At 44.9% G+C, this 17,416-nt stretch carries 19 protein-coding genes and 3 tRNA genes; 12 read left to right on the top strand and 10 right to left on the bottom strand.

Going from position 1 to position 17,416, the window contains the following annotated elements:
* Nucleotides 1–15: 15 nt before the first annotated feature.
* Nucleotides 16–762 (bottom strand): slipin family protein, encoded by a 747-nt coding sequence (locus LRM48_RS02380; RefSeq protein WP_243812349.1) that lies wholly within the window; start codon nt 760–762, stop codon nt 16–18.
* Nucleotides 763–862: 100 nt separating this feature from the next.
* Between LRM48_RS02380 and LRM48_RS02375 the strand changes: the two genes are divergently transcribed.
* A complete protein-coding gene (locus LRM48_RS02375; RefSeq protein ID WP_243812350.1) occupies nt 863–2,035 on the top strand; it encodes a replication-associated recombination protein A in 1,173 nt (390 codons plus the stop codon).
* Between the two features lie 35 nt (nt 2,036–2,070).
* Entirely contained in the window at nt 2,071–2,640 is a 570-nt protein-coding gene (locus LRM48_RS02370) for a hypothetical protein (protein WP_243812351.1), read from the top strand.
* 62 nt (nt 2,641–2,702) lie between these two features.
* Here LRM48_RS02370 and typA read toward each other — a convergent pair whose 3' ends face one another.
* The 4 genes from typA to LRM48_RS02350 all read right to left on the bottom strand — a co-directional run bounded on the left by typA (nt 2,703) and on the right by LRM48_RS02350 (nt 6,171).
* On the bottom strand, nt 2,703–4,526 hold the full coding sequence (gene typA / locus LRM48_RS02365; RefSeq protein ID WP_248286652.1) for a translational GTPase TypA: 1,824 nt from the start codon (nt 4,524–4,526) through the stop codon (nt 2,703–2,705).
* A 97-nt stretch (nt 4,527–4,623) separates the two neighbouring features.
* Nucleotides 4,624–5,145, bottom strand: a complete 522-nt coding sequence (locus LRM48_RS02360) for a hypothetical protein (RefSeq protein ID WP_243812353.1) — start codon at nt 5,143–5,145, stop codon at nt 4,624–4,626.
* Between the two features lie 19 nt (nt 5,146–5,164).
* Nucleotides 5,165–5,241 (bottom strand) — tRNA-Val (locus LRM48_RS02355).
* 845 nt (nt 5,242–6,086) lie between these two features.
* A tRNA-Leu gene (locus LRM48_RS02350) sits at nt 6,087–6,171 on the bottom strand.
* Between the two features lie 84 nt (nt 6,172–6,255).
* Here LRM48_RS02350 and LRM48_RS02345 point away from each other — a divergent pair.
* Entirely contained in the window at nt 6,256–7,866 is a 1,611-nt protein-coding gene (locus LRM48_RS02345) for an FAD-binding oxidoreductase (RefSeq protein ID WP_243812354.1), read from the top strand.
* 42 nt (nt 7,867–7,908) lie between these two features.
* Nucleotides 7,909–7,995, top strand: a tRNA-Leu gene (locus LRM48_RS02340).
* A 151-nt stretch (nt 7,996–8,146) separates the two neighbouring features.
* On the opposite strand, the gene LRM48_RS02335 is transcribed toward LRM48_RS02340, so the two are convergent.
* Both LRM48_RS02335 and LRM48_RS02330 read right to left on the bottom strand, forming a co-directional pair.
* Nucleotides 8,147–8,350 (bottom strand): hypothetical protein, encoded by a 204-nt coding sequence (locus LRM48_RS02335; protein WP_243812355.1) that lies wholly within the window; start codon nt 8,348–8,350, stop codon nt 8,147–8,149.
* A gap of 335 nt (nt 8,351–8,685) precedes the next feature.
* Nucleotides 8,686–8,922, bottom strand: a complete 237-nt coding sequence (locus tag LRM48_RS02330) for a hypothetical protein (RefSeq protein WP_243812356.1) — start codon at nt 8,920–8,922, stop codon at nt 8,686–8,688.
* A gap of 268 nt (nt 8,923–9,190) precedes the next feature.
* Between LRM48_RS02330 and LRM48_RS02325 the strand changes: the two genes are divergently transcribed.
* Nucleotides 9,191–9,727 carry a TrmH family RNA methyltransferase gene (locus LRM48_RS02325; RefSeq protein ID WP_243812357.1) on the top strand — a complete coding sequence of 179 codons (537 nt, stop codon included), beginning with the start codon at nt 9,191–9,193 and terminating at the stop codon, nt 9,725–9,727.
* Here LRM48_RS02325 and LRM48_RS02320 read toward each other — a convergent pair.
* A complete protein-coding gene (locus tag LRM48_RS02320; protein WP_129744333.1) occupies nt 9,724–10,155 on the bottom strand; it encodes a hypothetical protein in 432 nt (143 codons plus the stop codon). The two genes, LRM48_RS02325 and LRM48_RS02320, sit on opposite strands and share 4 nt — an antisense overlap.
* A gap of 216 nt (nt 10,156–10,371) precedes the next feature.
* Between LRM48_RS02320 and hisS the strand changes: the two genes are divergently transcribed.
* The 4 genes from hisS (at nt 10,372) to LRM48_RS02300 (ending at nt 14,653) form a co-directional block, all read left to right on the top strand.
* Nucleotides 10,372–11,706, top strand: a complete 1,335-nt coding sequence (hisS, locus tag LRM48_RS02315) for a histidine--tRNA ligase (RefSeq protein WP_243812358.1) — start codon at nt 10,372–10,374, stop codon at nt 11,704–11,706.
* Nucleotides 11,707–11,732: 26 nt separating this feature from the next.
* Nucleotides 11,733–13,022, top strand: coding sequence for a trigger factor (gene tig / locus LRM48_RS02310; protein ID WP_243812359.1), 1,290 nt, complete (start codon nt 11,733–11,735; stop codon nt 13,020–13,022).
* A 7-nt stretch (nt 13,023–13,029) separates the two neighbouring features.
* Nucleotides 13,030–13,623, top strand: a complete 594-nt coding sequence (locus LRM48_RS02305) for an ATP-dependent Clp protease proteolytic subunit (RefSeq protein ID WP_129635252.1) — start codon at nt 13,030–13,032, stop codon at nt 13,621–13,623.
* Between the two features lie 91 nt (nt 13,624–13,714).
* The gene (locus tag LRM48_RS02300; protein WP_243812360.1) at nt 13,715–14,653 is read left to right on the top strand and encodes a thymidylate synthase; all 939 of its coding nucleotides are present in this window, start codon (nt 13,715–13,717) and stop codon (nt 14,651–14,653) included.
* A 34-nt stretch (nt 14,654–14,687) separates the two neighbouring features.
* On the opposite strand, the gene LRM48_RS02295 is transcribed toward LRM48_RS02300, so the two are convergent.
* Both LRM48_RS02295 and LRM48_RS02290 read right to left on the bottom strand, forming a co-directional pair.
* On the bottom strand, nt 14,688–14,942 hold the full coding sequence (locus tag LRM48_RS02295; protein ID WP_243812361.1) for a hypothetical protein: 255 nt from the start codon (nt 14,940–14,942) through the stop codon (nt 14,688–14,690).
* A 46-nt stretch (nt 14,943–14,988) separates the two neighbouring features.
* Entirely contained in the window at nt 14,989–15,483 is a 495-nt protein-coding gene (locus LRM48_RS02290) for a dihydrofolate reductase (RefSeq protein ID WP_243812362.1), read from the bottom strand.
* Between the two features lie 104 nt (nt 15,484–15,587).
* Between LRM48_RS02290 and LRM48_RS02285 the strand changes: the two genes are divergently transcribed.
* Genes LRM48_RS02285 through tmk form a run of 3 tightly spaced genes read left to right on the top strand, consistent with a single transcriptional unit; the run spans nt 15,588 to nt 17,397 of the window.
* Entirely contained in the window at nt 15,588–16,307 is a 720-nt protein-coding gene (locus LRM48_RS02285) for a dCTP deaminase (protein WP_243812363.1), read from the top strand.
* Nucleotides 16,307–16,750, top strand: coding sequence for an HIT family protein (locus LRM48_RS02280; RefSeq protein ID WP_243812364.1), 444 nt, complete (start codon nt 16,307–16,309; stop codon nt 16,748–16,750). The genes LRM48_RS02285 and LRM48_RS02280 overlap by 1 nt, the downstream gene beginning before the upstream one ends.
* Nucleotides 16,750–17,397 carry a dTMP kinase gene (tmk, locus tag LRM48_RS02275; RefSeq protein ID WP_129744324.1) on the top strand — a complete coding sequence of 216 codons (648 nt, stop codon included), beginning with the start codon at nt 16,750–16,752 and terminating at the stop codon, nt 17,395–17,397. The genes LRM48_RS02280 and tmk overlap by 1 nt, the downstream gene beginning before the upstream one ends.
* Nucleotides 17,398–17,416: the final 19 nt, after the last annotated feature.

Raw genomic sequence — 17,416 nt, 5'->3', positions numbered from 1 at the left:
TTATTGATAAGTGGTTTATTTTTTACCGCCACGAATCGCGTCGATGAGTTCGATAGGGAATAACATCATCGTCTTTTGGCTTGGCTCCGTGGAGATTCGCTCCAAAGTGTTCAATGTTCGCAGATTGATAGCGCCTTGAGTTTTTGCTAGGATTTCTGCAGCCTGGGCTAATGTTTCAGCCGCAGCTTTTTCGCCGTCAGCGTTGATGATGTTGGCGCGGCGCTCGCGCTCTGCTTCGGCTTGTTTGGCCATGGCACGTTTCATATCACTAGGAAGTTCAATATTCTGAATCTTAACGTTCTCGACATCGATACCCCATTTGTCGGTTTCGGCATCAACAATTTCCTTGATTTGCTGGGAAATCTCTTCGCGCTTGGCGAGCAAATCGTCCATATCGACATTTCCAGTGACGTCGCGTAGTGCCGCTTGGGCAAATTGGCTAGTCGCGTAAATATAGTTCGTGGTTTCTAGCACGGCTTTTGGCGCGTTGATAACTCGGAAATAAACCACCGCATCAACGCCGACAGTGACGTTGTCTTTAGTGATGACTTCTTGTTTTGGAACGTCAATTGGAGTTGAACGAATATCAACCAGCATCATCGTCTGCAATCCTGGAATAACAACTCTTAATCCTGGTTCGCGAACACCAGTAAATTTACCGAGCGTCAAAACCACGCCGCACTGATATTGATTGACAATTTTAATGCCGCTTAATACATAAAGCCCGATAGATACTAAGATTATTACTACAAATGCTCCCATTTTTCCTCCTATTTATATAGATCTATTGTAGCATTTTGTGCGAGAAAAGTGTAACGGTGGAGACTTTTTGGCTTTATGGATTTCGCGATATAATGGAAGTATGAGTGATAGCAGGCAGCCACTGGCTGAACAGATGAGACCGCAGACGCTGGACGAGGTGATAGGGCAGAGTCATTTGCTTGGCGAGGGCGAGTTATTGAGGCGGATTGTTAAGAATGGCGAGCCGGTCAGTTTGATATTATGGGGTCCACCGGGAACTGGGAAGACGACATTGGCACGGATTATTGCGCGCGAGGTTAAGGCGGAGTTTATTGAATTGTCGGCAGTTACAAGCGGAAAAAAAGATGTTGAGCAGGTTATTGAGCACGCCCGCCAAAACTGGAATTTAGGACTTAGAACAATTCTATTCGTTGACGAAATTCATCGCTTCAACAAGGCGCAGCAAGACGCGTTTTTGCCGCACGTTGAGAGCGGGCTAATTACGCTAATCGGTGCGACGACCGAGAACCCGAGTTTTGAAGTCATCACGCCACTGCTGTCGCGTTCACGGGTTTTGGTTCTCCAGCGATTGACAAAAGACGAAATTATATTGGTATTAAAAAGAGCGCTGAAAGTCCTGAAAAAGTCCAAGCAAGTTTCGCCCAAAGCTTTGGATTATTTGGCGGAATTATCGGATGGCGACGCGAGGGTGGCGCTGGGCAATTTGGAATTGGCGCTGAGTTTTAATGAAAAAGTAACGCCGGAAGTGGTTAAGGCGGCGGCTCAGAAGCGACTTCCGGGCTATGATAAAAAAGGCGATTCGCATTACGATGTGATTTCCGCTTTTATCAAGTCGCTAAGAGGCAGCGACGCGACGGCTGCGACGTATTATTTGGCGCGAATGATTGACGCGGGCGAGGATCCGAAGTTTATTGCTCGGCGAATGGTGATTTTTGCATCGGAAGATATCGGGCTAGCGGGTAATGGTGCGCTGAGCTTGGCAATTGCGACGTTTGAGGCTGTCGAGCGCGTTGGTCTTCCGGAGGCCAAATATAATTTATTCCATTGTGCTATTGCGTTGGCTCGTAGTCAGAAGTCGCGTGAAATTACCGATTTAATGCACAGTGCTTTTGAATTGGCGCGTAAACATCCGAGTTCTCCCGTACCGTTACATCTCAGGAATGCTCCGACCAAATTGATGAAAGATTTGGGCTATAATAAAGGTTACAAGTGGCAAGCCGGCTTTAAGCACGACAAAGGATTTTTACCAGAGGAAATAAAGGATGTGATATAATTAGCACATCAATATTCTTAAAAGGAGAAGTTAATATGCCAAAACAAGAATCTCAGCAGCCGCAATATGCGCCACAGCCTGATCCAAACGCACAATACGGTCCCGCACCACAACCGCAGAATACGCCGTATGAGCAGCAACCAGTCAGCCAGCAATATTTTGCACAGCCTCAAGCAGCGCCAGTGCAATATGTCGTGATGGCGGAATCCCTGAAGGGCGTTAAGGGTTGGTTAATGTTCTTTGTTGTTTGTTTTGTTATCGGTAGCCTTGTCAATACAGCAGTGTTTTTCCAGGCTATAATGAATCTTAGCCAGCCTGAAAACGTCATTTCTTTGATATTTTCACCTATACTAGTGGTCTTAGCTATTTGTGCAGTCGTGTTTATAACGATGCAGAAGCGTCTTGGCAAGTGGTTAGCTGTTGCTACGATCGCCACAGCTGGATTGGGCAATGTTGCAAATGCGGTAGTTATATATGCATCCGGAAGGTCGGGAGTAGAGGCTCCGGCATTTATTACCGGAATCGTTACAATGCTAATAGTAGAAGGATTGGTAATCTTGTACTTCTTTGCTTCTCGCCGGGTCAAAGAGACTCTTGTCAATTAGTTGATGCTCGCATGAAAAATAGCCGCCTCATCACGGGGCGGTTATTTTTGTACTTGATGCGATTATTGTTTCGCGGCGCGTTTTCGCTCGTTTGCGTCCAGATATCGCTTGCGAAGTCGTAGTGATTTTGGCGTAACTTCCAAAAGCTCGTCATCTTCGATAAAGTCGATACATTGCTCCAAGCTAAACTGCGTAAATGGCGTCAATTGCACAGTTCCATCCGACGATTTGGAACGCATGTTAGTCAAATGCTTGGCTTTACAAACGTTGATTTCGATGTCTTCTTGGCGATTGTAAATCCCGACAATCATTCCGGCGTAAACTTCTGTTCCCGGTCCGACCAATAATTCGCCACGGGCTTCGGCTGCTTGCAGGGCGTAAGGTGTTGTCGTGCCAGCTTCAAATGCAATCAAAACTCCATTGCGGGTTTTTGGCAGTTTTCCGCCAAGCGGTTGATATCCGTGAGGCAGGGAATTCATAATCACCGTGCCTCTGGTGGCGGTCAATAAAATGTTGCGCAGACCAATCAGCGCCCTCGTTGGCAAAATGTAAGTAAGGCGAACAGCGCCAGCGGTGGTCGTTTCCTGGGATTTCATTTCGGCGTGTCGCGCGCCAAGCTCCTGGCTAATTGCGCCGATAAATTCGCTCCCAACCTCAATTTGCAATTCTTCAATCGGTTCTTTTTTGACGCCGTCCTCGGTAATTGTAACGACTTGCGGTCGTCCAACTTCAAACTCAAATCCCTCGCGTCGCATAGTTTCAATTAGAACACTCAAGTGCAATTCGCCGCGTCCAGAAATCGTAAAGCCAATTCCGTTTTCCTCGACTCGTAGCGCCACGTTGGTCTCAAGCTCTCGCTTCAATCGGTCGCCAATTTGCCTGGATGTCGTAAACTCGCCCTCGCGACCTTTCATTGGGCTGGTGTTTGGTCCGAGGTACATACTCAAAGTTGGAGCTTCGATGTCAATTGTTGGCAGCGCTTCAGGCTGCTCTTTGTCGGCAATCGTATCGCCAATATGTGCATCAGCCACTCCAACCAGCGCCACAATGTCGCCAGCAAAAGCTTCGTCAAGTTCTTCGCGATTCAAGCCGCGATAGCCAAAAACTTTCTCAATTCGTGCAGAACCTGCGACTTCGCCGTTTTTCATCAAACTGACTTGTAGGCCACGCTTAACAGATCCGCGAGCAATTCGCCCAATCGCGTATTTCCCCTGGAACGTGTCGTATTGTAAGCTGGTAACAAGCAATTGAAACGCACCATCTTCTGTCACGTTTGGTGCTGGAATATCATTGATAATCGCGTCAAAAATTGGCGTCAAATCCGCATCTTCGTCTGTGTTTGCAGGAATTTCTTTCCATGATTTTCCGTCGCGTCCGATTGCGTAATAAATTGGATATTGCAATTGAGAATCGTCGGTTGCTAACTCCAAAAACAGATCGCTCAACTCATCTTCAACTTCGGCAATTCGTCTGGCTGGCTTGTCAATCTTGTTGATAATCACGACAGGCTTCAACCCCAGCTCAAGCGCCTTCGCTAATACGAATTTGGTCTGAGGCATCGGACCTTCCTGCGCGTCCACGATCAGCAGAACGCCGTCAGCCATATTCAAGGTTCGTTCAACTTCGCCAGAGAAATCGGCGTGTCCTGGCGTGTCGATGATGTTTATCTTATAGTCACCGTAAAAAATCGACGTTTGTTTGGCGGTGATGGTGATACCGCGCTCGTGCTCTTGATCGCCGGAATCCATAATCAATTCCTGGCTCATCTCGGCTTGGTTGTCGCGGAATGTTCGCGACTGCTTTAATAGTCCGTCAACCATGGTCGTTTTGCCGTGGTCGACGTGGGCAATAATGGCAATGTTTCGAATCTTGCTAGCGTCCTTCATAAAAATATGGTCTGATATTAACACAGACCTTCCTCTTAATATAAAATTTTACCACGATAAGAGGGAAATAAAAAGAGTGAAAGTTGTGTTTAATGCTTTAACATACTGTAATTTGCTGTTCGTCAAGTTGGTCTTTTGGGAAAATTATCAGCCGAGTTTCGCCGTCGGCTCTATGTAAAATATCTAAATCAGCCATTACTATACCGAGAGCTTGCGTTGCTAATTTAACTTGTGTCGGATTTATTTTTAATTCTTGGCGGGCTAATTTCTTCGCTTTTCTATTATTCGTACAAGCTATTAGCAGTTCGGGATAGTCCGGCATGTCGTCTAACTGAGGTATATACATTCCATAAGCAGGTTCTGTTCGGACGAAATAATTCACGATCTTGTCTTGTCGAATATTTATCCCCCAGCGTCTACGCTCTGCTACTAAAGCTTCATTTCTTTCAAGGTAATCACAGTATATATCCGTATGATGGTTCTCGGGAGATATTATTATGTGTCCAGTCGCCTCCCCGTTTGTAGATAATTCTCGCGAGAATATAACTAATCCAGACGGATGAGGTTCAGTCGCCATAGCTATGTCAAGATGAGTTGACGTAACGTAAAAAGATTCCATATTTATACCTAACGTGAAATGGTGGGAAATACAGGGCTCGAACCTGTGACCTCACGAATGTGAATCGTGCGCTCTAGCCAACTGAGCTAATTTCCCGTAATTACATCTGTCGTTTTACCTAACGAATTCGTGATGTGAGCTAATTATAGTTCAGGTTTTAAGTCCTGACAAGTTACGCCGAGCATATTCTATTGACTTTTTTACGCAAGTGTGATATAAATAAAGTTATCTTTCGTTGATAAGTTGAGTAAATCCTTGTCCGAAAGTGAACTTTGACAGGCAATCGAACACAAGATGAGTTTTTATTTCTTTTTTAAAACCACCATAAGAGAACTAAGATCTCATCTTGTGTTGTTAAAGAACGACACGCTGCAATCCTGCGGATGAGAAAAACATCATGAAGGCGAAGGGTATGAACTCCAAAAACTACATGCACGAGATTACAGAGAGTGCTAAGACAGTCAGGGTAGCCTGGGAGGTTCTTAAAGACCTCATCGATGGCAAATTCTATTCTGAAGATCCCGACAAGAGGCGCCGTTTCGAAACTGCGATCGAGTCCGTAGAGACTGGCACAAGTCGCCTTGTGCGCATCCTCGAGGAGCACAACAAAGGGGAAGCTGGCGAAAAGAGGCTTATGCAAGAAGTCTCTATCGAGGCTGGCTCAATAGCATTGGAATTCAATGTTATTAAGAGGGCCTCAAAGAGCGCCCCCCCCGGAAAGCAGCGAGGAAGAGGCACAGCTAATGGCTCGGTCTCGGGCTATTATCAACGACTGTCTTTTCTACATCTCGGTAGCCTCTATTGTGCAGTCTCAGTAGCCTCTCTCTGCATGGCAGGTGATTGTTCTTTTACGATTGCCTGTCATGTAGACTCTGAATTTAAGCTAATAAAAATCACCCAATCTCAGGGTGATTTTCTTATGGTGAAAAATTGCCAAATATTGGTGCGGATGAAAGGACTTGAACCTTCACGCCGTGAGGCACATGCTCCTAAGGCATGCGTGTCTACCAATTCCACCACATCCGCATAACCCGATTATATCAAAACAAATTCTACTTATCAACTGTCCGCGCTTATGTTAAAATTGAAGTAGCATACTAAGGAGGATTGATGAATAAAGTTGCGAAATATTTGAATGAGCATCTTAGCGGCGAAGTCGCGTCGCAGGATTTTGCATTGAGCCAAGTTGAAGTTGATAATGGACTTTTGGCGCGCCGACCAGAAATGATTGTTCGTGCGGCTAATATGAACGACATCAGGAAAGTGATGCGATTTTGCTCTCAATTGGCAGAGAAAGGTCATGTTTTACCTGTGTTTGTTCGTGGTTGTGGTAATGATGAAACTGGCGCAGCGACGAATAAAGGCATTGCAATTGACGAAAAAACGTATATGAATCGTGTGGTTGGTATTGATCCTCGCCAGCAACTGATTCATGCTCAAGCGGGAATTTCTCTTTCGGCGATCAACGCAACTTTGTCTACACATAAAGGCTTGGGCTTGCCGCGAACCTCGTATGTGGCGGAAGAAGGCACGGTTGGTGGCGCAATTAACACAGCTCCGTCTGGAATATTATCTGGCGCGCATGGTCGTTTTGCTGATGCCGTTCAGCAACTTGAAATTGTCCTAAGTAATGGCGACGTGATCCAGACTGGTCGCATATCTCGACGCGAATTGAGTAAGAAAAAAGGCTTATCGACGTTTGAGGGCGAGATTTATCGAGAGATTGACAATTTAATCTCAGATAACGCCGAGCTGATTTCGCAAATGGATCCAGCTTTGCCGGATACGGTTGGATACAGTGGGATTTCTCGGGTGAAGCAAAAAGACGGGTCATTTGACTTGACGCCGCTGTTTATTGGCAGTCAGGGAAGTCTGGGTGTGATTTGCGAAATTATTATGAAGGCGCAATTTATTCATCCTGAATATTCAGTTGTTGCCGCATCATATAAAAAGTTGTCAGACGCGCAATCAGCCGTGGAATTAGCGATGAAAAATAAGGCGTCGGCGGTGGAAATAATCGACGGGCGATTCTTCCGTCAGGCTGCGGTCGTCGGTAAAATGGTTGAGTGGGCGCCGAAAGAATGCTTTAAGGGTGCGGTGGTTTTGGCTATCTTTGACGACTTTTCTGACAGGGCACGTAATAAAGCCGCGAAGAAATTGACTCGAAAATTGGAATCATCAGAAGCGATTGACATAAAAACGCTACATTTAGAAGAGCAGGATTTGTTCAGCTTGCATTCTGTTTTGGCTTTGGCGGAAACTCCGAGCGAGCCGCATATGATTACACCACGCGTATTTTCTGGGATTTTAATGGCGCCAGAAAAGATTGATAGTTTCCTTAGCGAGTTGAAGTCGCTGGAGGCTAAGTACGGCGTGGATTTGCCAGTTTTTGTTGATTTTTCAAGCGATTATATTTCTCTGCATCCGACGTTTGACAGTAAAAAGGTGAGTGAACGCCAGAAGATTCTTCAGTTGTTGGCGGAAATTTCTCAGATTGTTAATAAGTATGAAGGTTCATTTGCAGGATTTGGTGGTGACGGAAGATTGAAGGCTAACTTTATCTATAAAAATCTGCCAGATGATGAAAGACAATTATACGCGAAGGTGAAAAAAATCTTTGATCCAGCTGGAATTTTTAATCCAGGGATTAAAGCGGAAGCTCAGCCAAAGGAGTTGGCGGCGGAATTAAACGCATGGTGTAAGCTTCGTAATCAAGCTTGATACTGGGCGAAAATTGGGCTATAATTGACGCGTAGCCCACATGCGGATGTGGCGGAATTGGTAGACGCGCTAGCTTCAGGTGCTAGTGTACGCAAGTACGTGAAGGTTCAAGTCCTTTCATCCGCACCAAGAATTGAATTTTTTCACCATAAGAAAATCACCCATACTCAGGGTGATTTTTAATGTCCTAAGTTCAGAGTCTACATGACAGGCAATCGTAAAAGAACAATCACCTGTCATGTAGATTTGTCGAATCGCTGGTGTTCCTAGGTGTCGAACTCTAGGACTCGGATGAGTCCTCGGAGAGCATCTCGGCATCCTGTCGAAGGGCGTCCATGATGCCATCCAGGCGTTCCACCTGTCTGTCCCAGCGACGAGCCCCGTTTAGAGTCATTCGTGCCTCCTCTCCCGCAATGCGGTAGAGAGACCTGAGCTCGATCTCGAGGTCATCCAAATGTTCTTTGAGATCCTTCAAATCCTTCACGATATTTCACCTTTCTTCTGGTGTTCTCTCATCTGCGTGAGCGCAGTGCGTTGTCCTTTAACAACACAAGATGAGATCTTAGTTCTCTTGTGGTGGGTTAAAAAAGAAATAAAAACTCATCTTGTGTTCGATTGCCTGTCAAAGTTCACTTTCGGACAAGGATTTACTCAACTCATCAACGAAAGCTACCTTCATTTATACCACACTTGTGTAAAAAAGTCAATAGAATGCATAAAAAAACAGCCTCAAATGAGACTATTCCAAAATAATTTCAGGGGATATATGACAAGCAGCCATAAAGAGAATTAATCACGCTCATCATATACCCCGTGCCGTTAGTATTCCGTGTTGCAGTCCTCCGTGTGGTCCAGAAGATCTTCAATCAGTTGCGCCAACTTGGTGGCGTTCTCGCCCAACTGGGCGAGTTGCTTTCTGATTTCGGGCTCAGCGGCTAGGCTGAGTAACTGGAGGTCTCTGAACGTATAGTCGATTGTGAGGAATTTTCCTTCCTCAGACGCGATTGCGTACTCGAGGTACGTTTTCAGATTCGATTCGACGACATCATCACTCATGGCTCTCGCCTCTCTAGTATTTTCTCGCCCTCACTGTGATATATGCGCATTCTTTATGCACAAGACGAGATTTTATCTCTTTAAAGTTCTTAGGAGAAATAAAAACTCGCCTTGTGTTTTGGCTGCTTGTCAATGAGCGTTTTCGGACAAGGATTTGCTCAACTCGTCAACGAAAACTAATATTACCTATACCATTCTATGGTAATTAAGTCAATAGAGGGCTCTCGACTTTTGTTATTTACTCAGGAACTTTGATAAAATAACAGAGATGGAAGATAAAAGAAATGTCATTGATAAATTTAAGGGTCGGAGCGAATCGGAGATTATAAATGAGTTGGATTCTGAAGATCACGGTCTGGTGATTGCGCTGGAAAATACCGAGCGAGATTTTAATATGGGGACAATTGTCAGGAGCGCCAACGCGTTTGGTGTGCGGCAGATTTATGTGATTGGGCGTAGGCAATGGAATAAGCGCGGTGCGATGATGACGGATAAATATCTTCACATTACGTATTTGGCGACGACGGAAGAGTTTGTTGAAAAAATGCGGACTGAAGGTATGGAAATTATTGCTATTGATAATATCCCAGGAAGTGTTAATATGTCGCAGACGAGGTTACCAAAGCATGCGGTTTTGGTATTTGGACAAGAAGGTCCGGGGATTTCTGCGGAGCTGGCTGGCGCTGCGGATCAGATTGTGGCGATTGAGCAATTCGGCTCGACTCGCTCCATCAACGTCGGCGCGGCAGCTACCGTGGCGATGTATTGTTGGCTGCAACAGAATGTGCTGGCGGAAAACAATTAGTTGATTTCTACGCCTTGTTGGTTCAAAAAATCACGAGTTTCATCATCTAATTTACAATTTATGAAACGCGATCGTGTTGCCAATTTTCCACTACCATAGACAAATTGCGTTTCCTCGTCATATTTTATGCCGCGGAAGTCGCAGCCTTTTGCTTCAATAATAGCTTTTACGCCGCGAAAATCTACATTCCGAACTGACGAATTGGTGAAATAAATCGGTTGCCCATAAATATGCTTTGCGTCGTCCAGATTACAGTTTTCAAACACGAAAAATCCCATGACAAACTGGCCAAAATCAACGCTACCAAAATCCTCATCCGTAAAGCGAGCAAACTCGCCTTCTTGAATGGCGGGATAACGCTCGCGTTGGTAGGCGGAAAAATCGTTAGCGCGAATAGATTCGGCGATACGATGCGTGATGTTGTCCATAAATTAATGATACACCATTATTTCTCGCAATAACTCCGTCAGTTCCTACTTTACAAAAAGCATGAAATTTACTATAATAGACGTATGATTTTACCTAAATTTCATCATTCACACGTGTTGCCGAGGTAGGACTCTGATTTTTGATTGTACGCGCCGAGTTCTGCCTCGGCGTTTTTGATTGCTATAAATAAGAAATAATGACATAATGGAGCTAACATGAGCAGTTTATCTACACAAAGTTACAAAGGTTCGCGAGACTATTTTCCAGAGGAAAAGCGTCTGCAGAATTACATTTTTAATGTTTGGCACAAGACGGTTGAGAGTTTTGGCTATGAAGAATACGGCGCGCCACTACTGGAGCCGCTAGATATTTATTTGGCGAAGTCAGGTCAGGAATTGGCGGGCGAGCAAACATACGCTTTTGAAGATCGTGGCGGTCGAATGGTGGCAATTCGTCCTGAGATGACGCCGTCGATTTCTCGAATGGTGGCGGCTAAGCGTCAGGAATTAGCGATGCCTGCGCGGCTGTATTCAATTGCTAATTTTATGCGCTATGAACGTCCGCAGCGGGGGCGTGAACGCGAGTTTTGGCAATTGAATGCGGATTTATTTGGCGTAGATGGCGCGGCGGCAGATGCGGAGATTATTGAGCTAAGTCACGCTAGTGTGATGAACTTTGGCGCCAAGCAAGAAATGTTTACGGTTAGGGTTAATAATCGCCAATTGATAAATCGTCTGATGAGTCAATTTTTGAAGCTTGATATTGTTGGTTCGACGATGATGATGAAGTTGCTCGATAGGAAAAATAAGATTTCTGCCGAAGAATTTAAGCGTCAGGCGATTGAGATTTTTGGCAATCAAGCGTCTGAAGGTTTGCCGAAGCTAGCAAAAATGATCAGCATGAAATCTGTTGATGATTTACCGAGCGAATTGATGGAAGATGAAAGTGTCAAGCAGCTTCGCGAAGTGGTGAAATTGCTTAGCCAAAAAGGCATTACGAATGCGGTGTTTGATGTCACTTTGATGCGCGGACTGGACTATTACACGGGCATAGTTTTTGAGCTTTTTGACAATTCGCCAGAGAATAACCGAGCGCTGTTTGGCGGCGGACGATATGATGGATTGGTTGGGCTATTTGGCGTTGAACCGATTGCTACGGTTGGTGTTGGTATGGGCGCGACAACGATGGAGCAATTTTTGGAAGTGCACGGCTTGTTGCCAAAATTGGCGTCTAAAACAGATGTATATATAATTCCGGTGTCAAAAGAATCTATGGCTGGCGCGGACGATTTGGCGCGAAAATTGCGCAGCGAAGGTGTGCGAGCGGAGTTGGATATCACTGGTAGAAAGATTGACAAGCAGATAAAGGCGGCGCTAAAAAAGCAAATTCCGTTTGCGGTGTTCGTGGGCGAGGATGAAATTGCTAGCGGCGCATACACGGTTCGAAACTTGGTGGAATCTGACGAGCAGAAAGTTGGCGCTGAACGAATTGTGACAATTGTCAAAGATCGCCGATATGATGGCGATGAAGACGCTCTGTTTGAGGTATAGTCTGATATCTGTTATAATTAGTCTTTATGAAGACTACTGTAAAAAAACTATCAGATACTAAAGTTCAATTGACGATTTCTTTGGGTGCTAGCGAATTAGCTGACGCAGAGCAGGTTTCCTTGACAAAGTTGGCGCGCGACATCAAAGTTCCAGGTTTCCGCAAAGGAAAAGTTCCCGCAAGCATAGCCGCTAAGCATGTTGATCCGAATGCGCTTCAGGAGCAGATTTTGGAGAATGCTTTGTCAAAGGCAGTAGCTGAGGCGTTTTTGCAGGAAAAATTGCAAGCTTTGGATCGACCAAGTGTTGAAGTGAAGAAGTTTGTTCCTGGTTCTGAGTTGGAATTTACGGCTGAAGTTGAAGTTATTCCGCCAGTAAAATTGGGCGATTACAAAAAATTGACAGCGAAAAAAGAAGCAGCCAAGGTTGAGGATAAAGATGTCGACGAGGTTATTGAGCGAATCCGTAAAAACTATTCTGAAAAATCAGAGGTCAAGCGTGCCGCTAAGCTCGGTGACGAAGCCGTGATTGACTTTACGGGAAAGAAAGACGGCGTGGCGTTTGACGGCGGTTCGGCTAAGGAATATGGCTTGAAGCTTGGTGAAGGTCAATTCATTCCTGGATTTGAAGAAGGCGTGATTGGTCATAAGGCTGGTGAAGAGTTCGATTTGAAGTTGAAGTTCCCAGAGGATTATCACGCTGAGAATTTGGCGGGTCAAGACGTTGTGTTTACCGTGAAACTTCACAAGGTTAATGAATTGAAATTGCCAGAACTAAACGATGAATTTGCTGCAAAATGTGGTCCATTTACAGAGATGAAAGAAGTAAAAGCGGACATTAAGCGCGAACTTACCGCACAAAAAGAGCGTGAAGCTGACGAGAAATTTAAGGACGCGCTGGTTGGTGAGTTGACGGAAAAGAGTAAGGCGGCGCTGCCAGAACTTTTGGTTGAGGATCAATTGCGATCAATCGAGCGTGACTTGACCCAGAATTTGATGTACAGCGGACTAAGTCTGGAGAGTTATTTGAAGACTCAGGGCTTCAAGGATAAAGAGGAATGGACGAAGAAAGAGGCTCGTCCAGCGGCTGAAAAGCGAGTTAAGGCTGGCTTGGTGTTGGCGGAATTGTCGAAGGAATTGAAGATTGACGCTTCTCGTGATGAGATTCAAGAGCAAATTAACTTCTTTAAGCAACAATACGGCAAAGATAAGAAAATATTAGAGCAATTTGATAATCCAAACGTCCACCGCGACATTGCCAATCGAATAATTACAGATAAAACTGTCGCTAAATTGGTTGAATTAAACACGAAGAAATAAGGTAAATATGCCAAAATCATATCTCATTCCAACTGTCGTTGAAAAATCGGCTGACGGCGAACGTGCTTTTGATATCTATTCGAGATTGTTGAATGAGAGGATTATTTTCCTTGGTGAAGACGTTAACGAACATACCGCGAACAGCGTAGTGGCGCAATTGTTGCATTTGGCATATGTTGATCCGCAAGCTGATATATCGCTATATATCAATAGTCCAGGTGGCAGCGTTTACGATGGAATGGCGATTTACGACACGATGAATTTTATTAAGCCCGATGTGGCGACGTATGGAATTGGTTTACAGGCAAGCATGGGGGCGTTTTTGCTCAGCTCTGGCGCTAAGGGCAAGAGGTTTTGTTTGCCGCACGCTAAGGTGATGATTCATCAGCCGTCTTCTGGAACGCACGGAAAAGTGACCGACATGGAAATTGATATGAAGGAAACTTTGGAAGTTAAGGAAATGCTAGCGAAGATTATGGCGAAAAACACCGGTCAGAAGTTGGCTAAGGTTAAATCCGACATGGAGCGTGATTATTGGATGACGCCGGATGAAGCCGTAAAATACGGACTGATTGATAAAGTCTTGACTAAATTATCGTAAAAATTTGCGCGTTTGTTGTTAAAACTACTAGTAATTCTGCTTGTGGTTTTTGAGGGATATTGTCATAATTTGAAGTAAGCGAGGAGGGCTTATGAGGCAATATTTAGACGCATTGAAATACGTTCGTGATAACGGTGTGCAAAAAGGCGATCGTACGGGAACGGGAACGACGGAAGTTTTTGGTATTCAGACGCGATATAATTTGGCGGATGGATTTCCGGCTATGACCACGAAGAAGTTGTATTTCAAAAGTGTCGCTCATGAGCTTTTATGGTTTCTTAAGGGTACGGGCAATATTGAATATTTGGCACAAAACGGCGTTCATATTTGGGATGAGTGGCCATATAAAAATTACTTAGAAAAAACTGGTCAGAAAATACCGGAAATTAACGGCGACGAGTGGCGCGCTGGCATGAAGGAATTTATTGATAAGATTGCGAGCGATCACGCGTTTGCTGAAGAATGGGGGAATTTGGGTCCTGTTTATGGTGTCCAATGGCGAAAATGGCCGGACGGGAGGGGTGGAACTATTGACCAGATTCAGAACGCCATTGACATGATAAAGACAAATCCAGAGTCGCGTCGGAATATCGTGAGTGCGTGGAATGTGGCGGAAATTGATGATATCGTCCAATCTGGCGGGCTGCCTCCGTGCCATACGATGTTCCAGTTTAACGTAAGACCTGGTAAAAACGACGAGAAGGACAAACTGGATCTGGCGCTGACTCAGCGCTCGGCGGATATGTTCCTTGGGGTGCCGTTTAATATTGCCAGCTATGCATTGTTACTGTCGATGATCGCTCAAGTGACGGATAAACAGCCCGGTGAATTTGTCCACACCTTGAATAGTGCGCATATTTATAATAATCACCGCGCGCAGGTTGACGAGCAATTATCGCGACGTCCGTTGCCGCTACCGAAACTGTGGCTCAATCCAGACATCAAGAATATTGACGATTTCACGATTGATGATATCCGTCTGGAGAATTATGAGTGCCATCCAGCGATAAAAGCGCCGATTGCTGTGTAGTGTGATTTGCCCTTATGGACTGAGTGGCTAAGGTCTATTTTTTGCGGAGATTTTTCTTCGGCGGAAGTATATACTTGTCAACTTCCGGGTCATACAATAAGGTAGCAATCTTTCCTGCTATATACTTCACTCGTCCATCATCGCCGGGCACTTTATTGAACAGCATGACATCCTCTTTGAATAGTCCGGTAGCTTTGTCAGGGTATTGTGCACCTCTGAGTATTGCGTCCGTAGTGTATTCTGAGTTGTCTTCAGGGTTTAATATTTGTACACATGCTTCGTTATTCACGTGTTGCATTATATAACAAATACCAAATACTGTCAATTTAAGAAGGCTATTTTCTTTTATAGGTTACAAAATCAAAATCGTAATTATTTTCATTATCTGCCGAATGATGTGTGCGACTTACTTCCTCCCACGCGTCCATATCTATATCTGGGAAAAAAGTGTCAGCATCGGGAAACTCGGCATTAATCTCTGTGGCGTAAATCGTGTCGATCTCTGGAATATCTAGCGCGTCTTTATAAACTCGTGAGCCGCCAATAATAAAAGTCGGATATCGCGATAAAGCCAGGGCGCTTCGTAAATTCATAGTCGTAAGAACTTTTTTGACACCAGTTGGCTTGGATGAAATGACAATATTTTCTCTGCCCGGAAGTGGTCGCGAGCCAATTGACTCAAACGTTTTTCTGCCCATAATGACATTACTGTTTTTCGTCAAGCGCTTAAAATTCACCAAGTCGGCCGGCAAACTTCGCCCCCACGGCATATCGCCATTTTGTCCGATGGCGCGGTTTTTATCGTAAGCTACAATAATGGCTTTTTCCATAATTTCAGTTTAACATGCTGTAAAATTTACCGAAAGCTTGATAGGAATGCGTAAACTTGCCATAATAAGATTTGGTAGAAAAATCACGCAACGGGAGGTGTTTAGTGAGCGTGTACTCAAATAAAGATATATTAGCGGCGATTGAAGACGGGACAATTGTCTGTACGCCGTTCAATCCAAAAAACGTATCGGAAGCCAGCTTAGATTTTACGCTAGGCTTTAATTTTTATAAGCAGGAATATGACGATATTTCGCGAGTTTATAATCCGTTTGACGAGTCTGATGTCAATCGATACTTCAAGGGTCCGCTTAAGGCAATTCCGCACGCCGAATGGTGTGAGCGGCACGGTTTTCGGGAATTTAAGAATATTCCGCCAGATCATCCGATTATCGTTTTGAAGCCTGGTGAGCGAATTTTGGCACATACGCACGAATTTGTTGGAATTCGGACGCATGGCGGCGCGGCTGAGGTGAAAAGCCGTAGCTCTTGGGGGCGAAACGGCGTGGCGGTGTGTTTTGATGCTGGCTGGGTTGATCCGGGATATGTCAATCGGATTACGCTTGAGATTTACAATTTGAACAAGCACGAGAGTGTAGTTTTGCCTGTCGGTGAGAGAATTGGGCAATTGATTTTTCATCACACTGGTCAGGTTGACGGCGGATATGCTAGTGGACGCGGCGGAATGAGCGGCAAATATCAACACACTGACGATTTGGATGAATTGATAAAAACTTGGCGTCCAGAAATGATGCTGCCGCGGGCGTTTAAGGATCGTCGGCATAAACCGATGGAGATCGCGGGACTTGGCGAGGGGATTTTGTGATGATGGCAGGTTCAATGTTTCGCTCGCGAACGAAGGAAAAAGAATATATTGATCACAGAAAAAAGCATAAATCTGATGGCTGCGATTTTTGTCAATTAGTAAAGCATCACACAGATCAGGTCGTTGGTGAAACTGTGCATTGCCTGATTATTAAGAATAGATTTGGCTATAATTTTTGGGATGGCTGCGGCGTGGACGATCATTTGATGGTGATACCGAAACGGCACGTGGATTCATTGGCGAATTTGAGCGATGAGGAGAAAATTGACTATATGAATCAGATTGCGAAGTTTGAGAATAACGGCTATTCGATTTACGCCCGAGCGCAAGGAAGTAAAACCAGGTCGATGGCACACCAACATACGCATTTTATAAAAGTTGACGGCAAGGCGAAAAAGATGATGATTTATCTGAATAAGCCGCATACTGTGATTACGAGGTGATGATGGGCGACGCTGGAAAATATATAGTTATCGAGGGCAATGACGGGACGGGCAAGTCGACGCAGGTCGCGAAATTGGCGGAATATTTCCGATCAATCGGGCGAGCAGTTTGCGTGATTGAAGAGCCGGGAAGCGATGATCCGGAAAAATCAACTCCGATAGCAAATCAACTTCGAAAAGTTATAAAAAACGGCGATTTGGCTCGCTCTGCGGCGGTGAATGTGGCGCTATTTTCTGCAGCTCGGCGTGAATTGTGGCGGGAAAAAATTCAGCCAGCGTTGGAGCGTGGGGAAATTGTTTTGAGCGCGAGGAATTATATTTCAACGCTGGTTTATCAGGGGCGAGGCGAAGGATTTGATGAGTCGGAGATTCTGCGATTGACAGAATTATTCACCGATGAAAAATACTTGAAGCCAGACGTTATGGTTATTTTGAGCTTGAGTCGTGAAAAGCGGGAAGAGCGAATTTCTATGCGTGGCGAGTTGAAAAACCCCGACACTTTTGAGTCGCGCGGGCAAGATTTTCAGAAAAAAGTCGACGATGGATATTTGGAAATTGCCGAGGCGTACGGAATTCCGGTAGTCTCGGCGGACGGGACGATTGACGAAGTTCATAATATGTTGATTGATAACATTGAAAAACACTAGTAAAACCCCTTGATTTTAT

Source organism: Candidatus Nanosynbacter sp. TM7-008, assembly GCF_022828245.2.
In the GTDB taxonomy this organism is placed as follows: domain Bacteria; phylum Patescibacteriota; class Saccharimonadia; order Saccharimonadales; family Saccharimonadaceae; genus Nanosynbacter.
The sequence above is the reverse complement of the archived record's forward strand: the minus strand, read 5'-3'. Positions and strand labels throughout refer to the sequence as shown.